This is a genomic window from Streptomyces sp. NBC_01283 (genome assembly GCF_041435335.1).
Classification (GTDB): Bacteria; Actinomycetota; Actinomycetes; order Streptomycetales; family Streptomycetaceae; genus Streptomyces.
Map to the genome: position 1 here is coordinate 4,760,692 of NZ_CP108430.1, position 13,508 is coordinate 4,774,199.

At 72.3% G+C, this 13,508-nt stretch carries 9 protein-coding genes and 2 tRNA genes; 8 read left to right on the forward strand and 3 right to left on the reverse strand.

What is annotated here, in order from left to right; genetic code table 11:
* The 6 genes from OG302_RS21685 (at window position 1) to OG302_RS21710 (ending at window position 6,306) form a co-directional block, all read left to right on the forward strand.
* Entirely contained in the window at window positions 1-1,251 is a 1,251-nt protein-coding gene (locus OG302_RS21685; protein WP_371528289.1) for an acyl-CoA dehydrogenase family protein, read from the forward strand.
* 38 nt (window positions 1,252-1,289) lie between these two features.
* Window positions 1,290-1,697 carry a MaoC family dehydratase gene (locus OG302_RS21690; protein ID WP_371750190.1) on the forward strand — a complete coding sequence of 136 codons (408 nt, stop codon included), beginning with the start codon at window positions 1,290-1,292 and terminating at the stop codon, window positions 1,695-1,697.
* Window positions 1,694-2,860, forward strand: a complete 1,167-nt coding sequence (locus OG302_RS21695) for a lipid-transfer protein (RefSeq protein ID WP_371528290.1) — start codon at window positions 1,694-1,696, stop codon at window positions 2,858-2,860. The genes OG302_RS21690 and OG302_RS21695 overlap by 4 nt, the downstream gene beginning before the upstream one ends.
* A 52-nt stretch (window positions 2,861-2,912) precedes the next feature.
* Window positions 2,913-3,776, forward strand: coding sequence for a DUF1906 domain-containing protein (locus OG302_RS21700; protein ID WP_371528291.1), 864 nt, complete (start codon window positions 2,913-2,915; stop codon window positions 3,774-3,776).
* Window positions 3,777-3,937: 161 nt separating this feature from the next.
* Window positions 3,938-4,501 (forward strand): SigE family RNA polymerase sigma factor, encoded by a 564-nt coding sequence (locus OG302_RS21705; RefSeq protein WP_371528292.1) that lies wholly within the window; start codon window positions 3,938-3,940, stop codon window positions 4,499-4,501.
* A gap of 155 nt (window positions 4,502-4,656) precedes the next feature.
* Complete coding sequence (locus OG302_RS21710; RefSeq protein WP_371528294.1) at window positions 4,657-6,306, forward strand: long-chain fatty acid--CoA ligase; 1,650 nt, start codon at window positions 4,657-4,659, stop codon at window positions 6,304-6,306.
* Between the two features lie 120 nt (window positions 6,307-6,426).
* On the opposite strand, the gene OG302_RS21715 is transcribed toward OG302_RS21710, so the two are convergent.
* Window positions 6,427-10,869, reverse strand: coding sequence for a PAS domain-containing protein (locus OG302_RS21715; RefSeq protein WP_371528295.1), 4,443 nt, complete (start codon window positions 10,867-10,869; stop codon window positions 6,427-6,429).
* Window positions 10,870-11,129: 260 nt separating this feature from the next.
* On the reverse strand, window positions 11,130-11,615 hold the full coding sequence (locus tag OG302_RS21720; RefSeq protein ID WP_371528296.1) for an SSI family serine proteinase inhibitor: 486 nt from the start codon (window positions 11,613-11,615) through the stop codon (window positions 11,130-11,132).
* A gap of 172 nt (window positions 11,616-11,787) precedes the next feature.
* Between OG302_RS21720 and OG302_RS21725 the strand changes: the two genes are divergently transcribed.
* Both OG302_RS21725 and OG302_RS21730 read left to right on the forward strand, forming a co-directional pair.
* Window positions 11,788-11,878 (forward strand) — tRNA-Ser (locus tag OG302_RS21725).
* Between the two features lie 189 nt (window positions 11,879-12,067).
* Window positions 12,068-12,140: transfer RNA gene (locus OG302_RS21730), tRNA-Arg, on the forward strand.
* Window positions 12,141-12,189: 49 nt separating this feature from the next.
* On the opposite strand, the gene OG302_RS21735 is transcribed toward OG302_RS21730, so the two are convergent.
* Window positions 12,190-13,413 carry an NAD(P)/FAD-dependent oxidoreductase gene (locus tag OG302_RS21735; protein ID WP_371528297.1) on the reverse strand — a complete coding sequence of 408 codons (1,224 nt, stop codon included), beginning with the start codon at window positions 13,411-13,413 and terminating at the stop codon, window positions 12,190-12,192.
* Window positions 13,414-13,508: the final 95 nt, after the last annotated feature.

Genomic DNA, 13,508 nt, shown 5'->3' on the forward strand with positions numbered 1-13,508 from the left:
ATGGACTTCACACCTGCGGAGGAGCAGGCCGCCGCACGCGATCTCGCCGGAGAGATCTTCGGGGACCTGGCCACGCCCGAGCGGCTCGCGGCGGCGGGGACAGGCTCGGATGCCGAGCTGTGGAAGGCGTTGTGCGCTGCGGGGCTGCCGGGCGCGGTGGAGGAGGTGGGGCTGCTCGGCCTCGTGCTGCTGCTTGAGGAGCAGGGGAGAGTGACGGCACAGGTGCCGTTCGCGGCGAGCTGTGTCTACGGGCTGCTGGCGGTGGCGGCGCATGGCACGGAGGAGCAGCGGGAGAGGCTGCTGCCGGGGCTGCGGGACGGGACGGCGATCGCGACGGGGGCTTTCCCGGCGCGGGGTGGCGTGGTGGCCTTCACGGACGGGGCGCAGGGCGGTGAATCGACCGGAGCGGTGCCCGGGGCACAGGCGGGGGCGGTGCCCGGTGCAGCGGCGGGGGCGCGGACCGGAACGATGCGTGGTGCAGCGGCAGGAGTGCCTACGGCGGGCAGGCTGACCGGGGTGGTGCCGTGGGTGCCGTGGCTGCGGGATGCCACGGAGGTCCTGGTGGCGGTGCGCGAACCGGCGCCGCGGGCCGGCCACAGCCTGTGGAGAGTGCGGGTGGCCGACGCGGAGACCGAGCCCGTGGAGCTGACCGCGCCCTGGGCGGCGGGGCGGCTGGTCCTGGACGGAACCCCCGGGGAGCGGATCGGAGGGGACGGGGCGTACGAGGACGTCCTGGCGAGCGCACGTACCGCCTTCGCGGGACTGCAGGCCGGGGTGTGCGCGGGATCGTTGGCCCGCGCGGTGGCGTACACGAACGAGCGGGAGCAGTTCGGTCGGCCACTCGCGGCCAAGCAGGGGGTTCAACTGCGGGCGGCGGACGCCCATATGGACACCGAGGCGATACGGGTCACGGCGTACGAGGCGGCCTGGCGGCACGACGCGGGCCTGGAGTACGGCACGCATGCGCTGACCGCCGCGTGGTGGGCGTCGGAGGGCGGAATGCGCGTCGTGCACGCCGGTCAGCATCTGCACGGCGGCATGGGGGCCGACCTCGATCACCCCGTTCACCGGCACTTCCTGTGGGGTCGGCAGCTGGACGCGTACCTGGGGTGCGGGAGTGAAGTCCTGCAGGAAATGGGCGACTTGATCGCCGGAAGCACAGAGGAGCCGGAGCGCCAGCCGGAGCAACGGCAACAGCAGCAGGAGCAACAGCCGGAGCAACAGCCGGAGCAACAGGAGGGAGCGGCATGACGGGGGGACGGTATGCCGGAGGAGGAGACGGAGACGGTGTGCGGGTCGGTGACGAGTTGCCTGAGCTCACCATCCCGGTGACCCGGACGCTGATCGTCTCCGGTGCGATCGCCTCGCGGGACTACCAGGACGTGCACCACGACGCGACGGCGGCACAGGAGAAGGGCTCCCCCGACATCTTCATGAACATCCTGACCACGAACGGTCTGGTCGGCCGGTACATCACGGACCACTTCGGCTCCGAGGCGGTCCTCCGCAAGGTGGCGATCCGGCTGGGAGCCCCCAATTACCCGGGGGACACCATGGTGCTGACCGGTTCCGTGGAGAAGGTCGACGGTGACACGGCCACGGTCAAGGTGGTCGGGGCGAACGGCATCGGCAGGCACGTCACCGGCACGGTCACCGTCACCGTCCCCGGCGGGGCACCGGCGGGGGGCGCGGCATGAGCGTACGTACACGCGACCTCCTCGGCGGAAAGGCCGCCGTGGTCGGGATCGGGGCCACCGAGTTCTCCAAGGACTCGGGGCGCAGTGAGCTCAGGCTCGCCGTGGAGGCGGTGGGTCTCGCACTCGACGATGCCGGGCTCGGCCCCGAGGACGTCGACGGCATGGTCACGTTCACCATGGACACGAACCCGGAGATCACCGTCGCGCAGGCGGCCGGGATGGGGGAGCTGTCGTTCTTCTCGCGCGTCCACTACGGCGGGGGCGCGGCCTGTGCGACCGTCCAGCAGGCGGCGCTCGCGGTGGCGAGCGGGGTGGCCGAAGTCGTCGTCTGCTACCGCGCGTTCAACGAGCGGTCGGGTCGGCGTTTCGGTTCGGGCGTGCAGCACCGGGAGCCGTCGGCGGAGGGCGCGGCGCTGGGCTGGTCCCTGCCGTTCGGGTTGCTGACCCCGGCCTCCTGGGTGGCGATGGCGGCCCAGCGCTATCTCCACACCTACGGCCTCACCCCCGATGCGTTCGGCCATGTGGCGGTCACCGACCGGAAGTACGCGGCGACCAATCCGGCGGCGTATTTCCACGGCAAGCCGATCACGCTCGCCGAGCATGCCGCCTCGCGCTGGATCGTCGAGCCGCTGCGGCTCCTGGACTGCTGCCAGGAGACCGACGGCGGGCAGGCGATCGTCGTGACGAGCGTGGAGCGGGCCCGCGACCTGCCGCAGCCACCGGCGGTGATCACGGCGGCGGCCCAGGGGGCGGGCCGGGCGCAGGAGCAGATGACCAGCTTCTACCGCGACGACCTGAGCGGGCTGCCGGAAATGAGCGTGGTGGCGAAGCAGTTGTGGCGCGGCTCCGGTCTCGCACCCGGCGACATCGACGTGGGGATCCTCTACGACCACTTCACTCCGTTCGTGCTGATGCAGCTGGAGGAGTTCGGTTTCTGCGGGCTGGGGGAGGCGGCGGACTTCGTGGCCGAGGAGAGGCTGCCGCTGAACACGCACGGAGGGCAGCTCGGGGAGGCGTATCTGCACGGGATGAACGGCATAGCGGAGGCGGTCCGGCAGGTGCGCGGCACATCCGTGAACCAGATACCGGGCGCGGGGCGCACGCTGGTGACCGCGGGGACCGGAGTGCCCACATCAGGGTTGATTCTGGCGGCGGACGGCTGAACGCGGCGCGTGTCCCGGGCATGGCGGGCGCCCCGGGCCCTTCACTCGGCATATGCGCTGCCGAAAGCTGATGATGGGACTTGTCCTCGCCGTCGCCCTGACCACTCTGGCCGTGGGCGCGCCACCGACCGGCGCCGTGAGCAGACCCGGGGACGAGGGTTCCCGGGCGGGGAGCCCCGCGGCCGGGTGGGCGGCCGCCGTCTCGGTCTTCCGGGGCTGGGCGTTCGACACCTGCCTCGCCCCGTCCGTCGAGACGATGCGCCGCTGGAAGGCATCCGACTACCAGGCGGTGGGCGTCTATTACGCGGGCCGCGGCCGTGCGTGCCCGCGCCAGCCGGAGCTGACCCGCCGCTGGATGCGCGCGGTGCGGGGGCAGGGGTGGAAGGTGCTGCCGGTGTACGTCGGTTCGCAGTCGCCCTGTGTCATCGCCAAGCACAAGAAGGACGTACGTATGGGACGACACCCCTGGAGGCAGGGGACGAAGGAGGGACGTCACGCGGTGAGCAAGGCGAAGGCGCTGGGGATGCGGCGGCTCAGCCCGCTCTACCTGGACATGGAGGCGTACAGCTACCGGAAGAAGAAGTGCGCCGCCACCACCCTGTCCTTCGTGCGGGCCTGGGACCGCGAGGTGCGCAGGTTCGGGTACGTCCCGGGGTTCTACAGCAGCGCGAATTCCGGCGTACGGCACATGGAGACGGCACGGCGGGCAGGGGTGCGGGATCTGCCGGCGGTGATGTGGTTCGCGCGCTGGCACACGCGGCCGCATCTGTACCGTGAGCCGGTGCTGCGACGCGACGCGTGGAGCCCTGAGCGGCGCATTCATCAGTACGCGGGGAACGTGAAGGAGCGGCACGGCGGGCGCAGGCTCGTGATCGACCGGAACCTCGTGGACGCGCCGGTGGCCCGGATCGGCTAGTCCGGGAGCGCGGCCCTCTCCGGGGTGAACCCTCAGTGGTGTGCTCCGCCTCCTCCACCTTCAGGAGGTGGGGCTACCACCCCACGTACAACCTGAGGCGGACACCGCTTCGGGACCTGCGGCCGATCCGCTGAAGTAGGGGGCGCTTCTAGCGTGGAGCCATGACCGTATCCATGGTGCCCATGTGCACCAGCGCATCGAAGGCCGCGACGCGGACAGCGAGTCCTTCGGCGTATCCGTCGTTCGCGTCGTACGTACGGGCACGTCAGCCCGTGTTGCTGCGCACCGCGCGCTCGCTGACCGCGAATCCGAGCGATGCCGAGGATCTGCTGCAGACCGCCCTCACCAAGACCTATGTCGCGTGGGACCGGATCGAGGACCACCGGGCGCTCGACGGCTATGTGCGCCGGGCCCTGCTGAACACCCGGACCTCGCAGTGGCGCAAGCGCAAGGTCGACGAGTTCGCCTGCGACGAGCTGCCCGAGCCCGACGTGACGCCGGTCGCGGACCCGGCCGAGCAGCAGGTGCTCAGGGACGCGATGTGGCGCGCGATCATGAAGCTGCCCGCGCGGCAGCGGGCGATGGTCGTCCTGCGGTACTACGAGGACCTCAGCGAGGCCCAGACGGCCGAGGTGCTCGGGGTGTCCATCGGCACCGTCAAGAGCGCGGTGTCGCGTGCGCTCGGCAAGCTGCGCGAGGACCCGGAGCTCACGCCGGTCCGGTGAAGGTCCGGTGATCTCCGCAGCTCTGCCGCACCTTTCTTCTCCCGGACTAGTGACATACCGTGCGGTATGCGGCAAGAATCTGGCGAGCCCTACTGCCAGGTAGGTCATTCGGGAGCCGCCCCGGATGAATGCCGCGCGCCCACCGGGAGGACGCCGTGCTGAGCACGATGCAGGACGTACCACTGACCGTCACCCGCATCCTCCGGCACGGGACGACCGTGCACGGGTCGTCGCAGGTCACCACGTGGACCGGCGAGTCCACGCCACAGCGCCGCAGCTTCCGCGAGATCGGTGAACGCGCGGCCCAGCTGGCGCACGCGCTGCGCGAGGACCTCGGGGTCGACGGCGACGAACGTGTCGCGACCTTCATGTGGAACAACGCCGAGCACGTCGAGGCCTACTTCGCGGTCCCCTGTATGGGCGCCGTCCTGCACACCCTCAATCTCCGGCTGCCCGCCGACCAGCTGACCTGGATCGTGAACCACGCGGCCGACCGCATCATCATCGTCAACGGCTCCCTCATCCCGCTGCTCGCGCCCCTGCTGCCGCGGCTGCCGACCGTCGAGCACCTCGTGGTCTCGGGGCCCGGCGACCGTTCGCCGCTGGCCGGAATCCAGGCGCGGGTACACGAGTACGAGGACCTGATCGCCGCCAAGCCCACGGCGTACGACTGGCCCGAGCTGGACGAGCGTACGGCCGCCGCCATGTGCTACACCTCCGGGACGACCGGCGACCCCAAGGGTGTCGTGTACTCCCACCGTTCCATCTACCTGCACTCCATGCAGGTCAACATGAGCGAGTCCATGGGCCTGACGGACGCGGACACCTCCCTCGTCGTCGTCCCGCAGTTCCACGTCAACGCCTGGGGCCTGCCGCACGCGACCCTGATGACCGGCGTGAACATGCTGATGCCGGACCGTTTCCTGCAGCCCGCCCCGCTCGCCGAGATGATCGAGACGGAGCGGCCCACGCATGCGGCCGCCGTCCCCACCATCTGGCAGGGTCTGCTCGCCGAACTCAGCGCGAAGCCGCGCGACGTCAGCTCGCTCGGCCAGGTCACCATCGGCGGCTCGGCCTGCCCGCCCTCGCTGATGGAGGCGTTCGACAAGCTCGGCATGCGGGTCTGTCACGCCTGGGGCATGACGGAGACCTCCCCGCTCGGCACGGTCGCCCGCCCGCCGGCCAAGTCCCTCGGCACCGAGGACGAGTTCGCCTACCGCCTCACCCAGGGCCGTTTCCCGACCGGCGTCGAGGCCCGCCTGGTAGGCCCCGGCGGCGAGCACCTGCCGTGGGACGGCGAGTCCGCGGGCGAGCTCGAGGTGCGCGGGCCGTGGATCGCGGGCGCGTACTACGGCGGCGCGGGCGGCGAGGAGCTCAAGCCCGAGGACAAGTTCAGCGCGGACGGCTGGCTGAAGACCGGGGACGTCGGCGTGATCAGCTCCGACGGCTTCCTGACGCTCACCGACCGTGCGAAGGACGTCATCAAGTCGGGCGGCGAGTGGATCTCCAGTGTCGAGCTGGAGAACGCGATCATGGCCCACCCGGATGTCGCGGAGGCCGCGGTCGTCGCCGTGCCCGACGAGAAGTGGGGCGAACGCCCGCTCGCCACCGTCGTGCTGAAGGAGGGCGCGAGTTTGGAGTACGCCGCCCTGCGCGACTTCCTCGCGGGCAGTATCGCCAAGTGGCAGCTGCCCGAGCGCTGGGCGATCGTGCCCGCCGTGCCCAAGACGAGCGTCGGCAAGTTCGACAAGAAGGTGCTGCGCAGGCAGTACGCGGACGGGGATCTGGACGTCACCAAGCTCTGAACCGAGCTCCGAACCGAGGTCTGAACCGAGCTCGGACGCCCACGGTCACCGGTACGGCGATGCGCCGCTCCCCCGCGAGGGAGCGGCGCATCGCCGTACTCAAGCTCAAAGGCCTGAAGCCTAGTTCGTGCCGATCTTCGCGAGCAGATCCACGATGCGGCCCTGCACCTCGGTGCTCGTCGACCGCTCCGCGAGGAACAGCACCGTCTCCCCCGCCGCGAGCCGGGGCAGCTCCGTCTGGTCGACGGCGGCGGTGTAGACGACGAGCGGGGTGCGGTTCAACTGGCCGTTCGCGCGCAGCCAGTCGATGATCCCGGCCCTGCGGCGACGCACCTGCATCAGGTCCATCACCACCAGGTTCGGCCGCATCTGCGCCGCGAGCGTCACCGCGTCCGCGTCGCTCTCGGCCCGCGCGACCTGCATGCCACGCCGTTCGAGCGTCGCGGTCAGGGCGAGCGCGATCTCCTCGTGCTCCTCGATGAGCAGGACGCGCGGCGGGTGCTGCTCGCTGTCGCGGGGCGCGAGGGCCTTCAGGAGTACGGCGGGGTCGGCGCCGTACGCGGCCTCGCGCGTCGCCTGGCCGAGTCCCGCCGTGACGAGCACGGGAACCTCGGCGGCCACGGCGGCGGTGCGCAGCGACTGCAGGGCCGTACGCGTGATCGGTCCGGTCAGCGGGTCCACGAACAGGGCCGCGGGGAAGGCCGCGATCTGGGCGTCGACCTCTTCGCGGGAGTTCACGATGACGGGACGGTAGCCGCGGTCGCTCAGCGCCTGCTGCGTGGTGACGTCGGGCGCGGGCCAGACGAGGAGGCGGCGCGGGTTGTCCAGCGGCTCGGGCGGCAGTTCGTCGTCCATGGGCTGCGGCTGGGGCCGGTTGGCGACCTCGACCGCACCGCCGGGGCCGTCCAGCGGCTCCGGGCCCTCGTCGGCGTCCTCGTCCGGTGCGCCGATCGCGTACGAGCGTCCTGTGCCCTCCGAGGAGGACGCGATCCGGGACTGCGGGTGGGCCTGCGCCTGGGGGTGCGGGCGGGCCGCGGCCTCGGAGCGGTCGTCGCCCGCCGGGGCGGGGGGAGTGGAGAGCCTACGGCGCCGTCCCGAGCCGCCGACGGAACCGCCGAGGGTGGACTGCGCCTGCCCCTGCCCCTGCCCCTGCCCCTGCCCCTGCCCCTGCGCCTGCCCCTGAGCCGCGGGCTGCGCGGGCGCCTGCTCCGGGAGCGGGCCAGCGGTGGGCTGCTGCGCGGCGTCGGAGGCGGGAGCGGAGGGCTGGGCCTGGGCCGGTCCCTGGGGCTGCGGCTGCTGAGGAGCCTGCTGAGCCGGGGGCGCCTGCGGGGGCAGCGGAGGCTGCGGTGCCTGAGGTGCTGCCCCCGGGGCGGCCGGAGCCTGGCCCTGCTGCAGCCCGAGACGGCGCTGCTGCTGCTCGGCGATCTGCTGGCCGAACGGCACGCCCTGCCCGAGCGTGCGCACGCTGATCGCGCGCCCCTGCGTCGAGTTGGGGTCACCGGGCGCGGCCTCGGCGGGCAGCGGCTGCGCGGCCCGCCCACCCTGGGTCCCGCGCTCGGGCGGCAGCGCGACACCCCTGCCGGGCGTGTGGACGCCCCGCGCCGGAGTGCCTTCGGCGTACGTGGTGGGCCGCGAGGGAACACCGGCGGGCGGGGTGCCCTGCGCGTCCCCCGCAGGCCCGGCGGCTGCGGGCACCGGCGTCGGCCCTTGCCCGGGAACCTGCCCCTGCCCGGGTACCTGCCCCGGTCCGGGAACCTGCCCCTGCTCAGCAACCTGCCCCGGAACCTGCCCCTGCTCCGCAACCTGCCCCGGCACCTGCCCCTGGGCCGGACGCGACCGGCGGCGGCCCGTCGGCGCCTCCGCGGGGTGCGGCTGCGGCGGGGTGTGGTCGTCGGCCGGGTGGTGCAGGGCCGCTTCGTGCTGCCCCGTGTCGTCCTGGTCGGCGGAGGCGGGCGGCAGCGCGAAGACGCGCCCGCTGGGAGCCTCCTCGGCAGCGGCCCGCTCCTTGGCCGCGGCCAGCGCACGGCGACGCCGCCCCGTCGGACGGGGCGAGGCCTCGCCCGCATCACCGGCGGAGCCACCCGGCCCGGCGACAGCCACAGCCGTCCCGACCCCGGAACCTCCGACCCCGGAACCTCCGACCCCGGAACCCCCGGCGGCAACACCCTCCTGCCCGCCACCACCCGAAGGCAGAGCGGGCGGCAACGCCAACTGCTCGTCGTTCCGTCGCGCCCGCTGGCCGGAAGCGGCAGGAGCCACCCCACCGGCGGGAACCGGCACGCCCTGCGGCGGAACCGCTTGCCCCAGAGCCGCGGACCCGGCGGCATGCTCGGCCGCGGTCACCACGGAGCCGACGGACCCAGCAGACCCAGCGGCCCCCGCGGCATCCTCGGCGGCGCTGGGCCGCCCACGCCGTCGCCCAGTACCACCGGAAGGCACACCCGCAGGCGCACCGGAAGGCACGGCGGAGGGCTGCGCACCCTCGCCCCGCACGGGTGCATCCGGAGCAACCGACGCCGCGGCCTCGGCGACCTGAGCCGCCGCGGCCTCCGCCGCGTCGGCCTCCGCCGCACGCCGCCCACGCCGCCGCCCGGTCCCGCTGGGCGAAGCCCCGGCAGCACCCGCCGCGGTCCCGCCTCCAGAAGTTCCGCCCCCCGAAGTAGCACCCTCGGAGCCCGAACTCTCCAGGAACGAGTCGACCGAGGGACCGGCAGCCCGCCGGGCCCGGCGCCGACCGCCACCCGTGGCGGGCGACGCCTGCGCCGGCACCACGACCGAAGACCCGACAGACCCGTCCGTCACCTCGGCACCAGAACCAGCACCCGCGGCGGCAACAGAGACCGTGCCGCCCCCCGCACCGATCGGCACCTCAAGAACGTACGCAGTGCCGCTCATCCCCGGCACCTCATGCGTCTGCAGCACACCGCCGTGCGCCCGCACGATGCCCCGGACGATCGGTTCGTGCACCGGGTCTCCCCCGGCGTACGGCCCCCGCACCTCGATGCGTACGACCTCACCGCGCTGAGCAGCGGCGACGACCACGGTCGAGTCCACGTACCCACCGGCGGCCACGGCCGAAGGGGCCGCACCGGCACGCGCGTTGCCCGTGGCGTCGATCCCGGCCACGTCGGCGACCAGGTGGGCGAGCGCCGTGGCGAGCCGCCCCGGGTCCACCTCGACCTCGATCGGCGGCGCGTGCACCGCGAACTGCGCGCGTCCGGGCCCGATCAGCTCGACCGCGCCCTCCACGCCGCTCGCGACGACCGCGTCGAGCATGACCTTCACGCGGGAGAGCTGCTCCGTGCCCGAGTCGAGCAACTGGAAACCCAGCACATTGTCGACAAGCGTGGTGATGCGCGCGTACCCGGCGGAAAGATGGTGAAGGACCTGGTTCGCCTCGGGCCACAACTGCCCGGCGTCATCGGCCGCGAGGGCCGACAGCTCGCGCCGCAGCTCGTCGAGCGGACCCCGCAACGACGAACCGAGCACGGCAAGCAGCTGCTCGTGCCGCGCGGCCAGCGCGTCGTACCGCGCCTTCTCGCGCTCTGCGAGCTCCTCGAACCGGTCCTTCTCGCGCTCGGCGAGCGCCGCGTACCGTTCCTGCTCGGCGGCGATCTCCTCCGCGCGCTGCTCGGCGGCGGCGGCCAGTTCGGCGGCATGCCGCTCGGTCGCGGCCCGCAGCTCCTCCGTGCGCCGCTCGGTCGCGGCCTGCATCTCCGCCGCGTGCTGCGCGATCGCGGCCTCGTGCTCCTCGGCCAGCGCGTCGTAGGGGCGCCGGTCGGTGAACGTCATGACCGCGCCGACGAGCTGATCGCCGTCCCGCACAGGGGCCGTCGTCAGGTCGACCGCGACCCGGTCGCCGCTCTTGGACCACAGGACCTGCCCGCGCACCCGGTGCTTGCGCCCCGAACGGAGCGTGTCGGCGAGCGGGGACTCCTCGTAGGGGAAGGGCTCGCCGTCGGCGCGGGAGTGGAGCACCAGATGGTGCAGTTCCTGGCCGCCCAGGTCGCTGGCCCGGAAGCCCAGTATCTGCGCGGCGGCCGGATTGACGAGGACGACGCGTCCGTCGGTGTCCGTGCCGACGACGCCTTCGGCGGCGGCGCGCAGGATCATCTCGGTCTGCCGCTGGGAACGCGCGAGTTCGGCCTCGGTGTCCACGGCGCCCGAAAGGTCGCGTACGACGAGCATGAGCAACTCGTCGCCGGTGTAGCCGTAATTGTCGTACGCGTCCCGGATGTCCTCGAGGTTCGAGCTGGTGACCTCGACGGGGAACTCGCTGCCGTCCGTGCGCCGCGCGGTCATCCGCGTCGGCTTGGTCCGCCCGCGCTCGTCGACGGCCTCGGGCCTGCGCATCGATCCGGGAATGAGCCGGGAGTCGAACTCCGGCAACAGATCGAGGAGCCCGCGGCCCACGAGTGCGGTGCCGGGCGTCTCGAACGCCTCCAGCGCGATGGCGTTCGCGTTCACGACGGTCCCGTTCGCGTTCACGAGGACCAGCGCGTCCGGGAGCGCGTCGAGTATGGCTGCGAGGCGAGCAGCGCCTCGGGATGGCCTGCTGCTCACGACGACGCTTCCTCCCTGGTTACTGCTGCTTGCCGACTCGCTCGGGCCATCTTGCCCCGCGACCCGCGGCGTGTCACGGGAGGGAGTCTACGGGGAGCGGTTGTGCGCGCGACGCCGGATGAGAGGGAGGTCGCACGCAGAAGATGTGAGGCTTCCGTACCGCCTGGTCACGAGGAGGTGGCGGCGGGACGGATTCGTCCGTGGCCGAAACCGGACCAAAGGGTGGCCAAAAACAGATCGGCCGGTGCCAGGCGCTGACGTCACGCGTTCGCGTCGGGCAGCACCGGGACGAGCTTGTTCCACCGGGAGATCTCGCATCCGTTGCTGCGGTTGTACGTCGCGTCGACGGGCCGCCCGTGCCAGGTTCCGGTGATGCGCGCGGTGGCGGGGCCGCCGTACTGCATGGTGCAGTTCGCGCCGGCCGGCGCGGGCGCGAAGATGTCAGTGCCCCAGGTGCCCTCGTCGAGCCTCGCGCACGCGTCCTCCGCCTGCGGGTGGGTGCCGCCCGTCGGGTGGCATTCCAGCTCGAACGTTCCGTCACGTCCGTCCCCGGCATCGGTGACCGTCACCGTGAGCCGGTCGGGGCTCGGCCCGGTGACCGGCGTCGGCAGGGGCAGGGGCCCCATGTCGGCGTGGGCGACGACGGGGGCGGCGGACAGCGCGGCGACGGACGCGGCGGCGGTGAGGACGAGGCGGCGCAGCATGACGGGGCTCCACTGGGTGCGGGATACCGGGTACGCGAACACGTACGGGCTCTACCGCGTCTAACGCCGTTGACGCCGTGACGTTGCGGGCGCGGAAAGACGCTTTGCTCTGCGGGCCGCCCGACTAGTACCGTGGAAGCCGCGATTGGTGACACGCCGCCCGGCTGTGTCATCATCTGCACGCACCACCCGCGCTCGCGCAGGTGTGCAAGCTGGAGGCGTCGCCTAGTCCGGTCTATGGCGCCGCACTGCTAATGCGGTTTGGGACTTACATCCCATCGAGGGTTCAAATCCCTCCGCCTCCGCTGCAAGACCCGAAGCCCCGGTCCCCTGGACCGGGGCTTCGGCGTTCCCCCTCCGGAGGCACGTTTCCGCAGGTCGCAAGCGGTGTGGCTAATGGATTTCACATGGCGGCGGCGGTCATGTAATGTTCTTCCTGTCGCCGCGAGCGGGCCGAAAGGCCGGGGAGCGAAGACAGAAAAAAGAAAAATCAAGCACTCGTAGCTTAACGGATAGAGCATCTGACTACGGATCAGAAGGTTGCAGGTTCGAATCCTGCCGAGTGCACAGTGTCGAAAGGCCCCCGGATCATCCGGGGGCCTTTTGCGTTGCCGGGTCAGGCCGTGGCCTTGGCCGGGGTGGTCGCGTGGGGCTGGGGCCGGGGGGTGATGACCGGGCGGGGGCGGGTCGGCATTCCTGTCATCGGGTGGGCGACGGCCCAGGCCGCGCCCTTGCAGATCAGTTCCTTGTAGAGGGCGGCGAGCCTGCCCGTCAGGGCGGCCTTGACCGAGCGGTCGTCGGCGGTGACGTACTGGATCAGTCCGTTCCTGCGGCCCAGCGAGATGCACTGGTTGAAGTAGCGGATCGGCGTCTTCGGGATCTTTCCGCCGGTCAGGCGGGCCGCGATGGCGTCGGCGGCCTGCCAGGCCATGGGGGTGCCCGTGGCGCACGACATCCGCAGCGGCTTGTCGCCGGGGCCCATCGCCATGGCGGCGTCGCCGACCGCGTACACGTCCGGGTGCGAGACCGAGCGCATGGTCCGGTCCACCACGATCTGGCCGCTGTCGGTGACCTCCAGGGTGGTGGCCCGCGCGATCGGGTGCACCGCGAAGCCGGTGGTCCATACGGTGACCGCGGCCGGGATGGTCCCGCCGTCGGCGGTGGTGACGTGGTCCGCCCGGACGCCGGTGACGGCGGCCTGCTCGTGTGCGGTGATGCCGAGCCCGGCGAAGACCTTCCGGACGTGGCCGCGGCCCTTGGGCGAGAGCCAGTCGCCGAGTTCGCCGCGGGCGGCGAGGGCGACGTCGAGGTCGGGGCGGGCCTCGGCGATCTCGGTCGCGGCCTCCAGGCCGGTGAGGCCGCCGCCGACGACGACCACGCTCTCCCCGGCGTCCAGGCCGGCCAGGCGCTCGCGCAGCCGGAGCGCCCCGGGGCGGCCCGCGATCTCGTGGGCGTGCTCGGCGGTGCCGGGGACGCCCTGCGCGTTCCAGCCGCTGCCGAGGGCGTAGACCAGGGTGTCGTACGGAAGTTCCTCGGTCGCCTCGCCGCTCGTGAACGTGACCGTCTTGCCGTCCACGTCGACGGCGGTGACCTTGGCGAGCTTCAGCTCGACGCCGGTGCCCGCGAACATCTCGCTGAAGGGGCGCGGCGCCAGGTCCTGGCCGACCGCCAGCTGGTGCATGCGGACGCGCTCGACGAAGTCGGGCTCGGCGTTGACGAGGGTGATGGCCACGTCCTCGCGGCGCAGCCGCTTGGCGAGGCGTCCGGCGGCGATGGCTCCGGTGTATCCGGCTCCGATGACGATGATCCGGTGCTGCCGCGAGGTCTGGTGCTGCTGCATGGTCTGGCTCCTGTCAGCTCTTCATCGGCTCTTCAGCGGGTTGCGCCCCTTGAACCGGGCAGCCCGCCGTTTCCTGACAGGAACGCGAAGTGAGC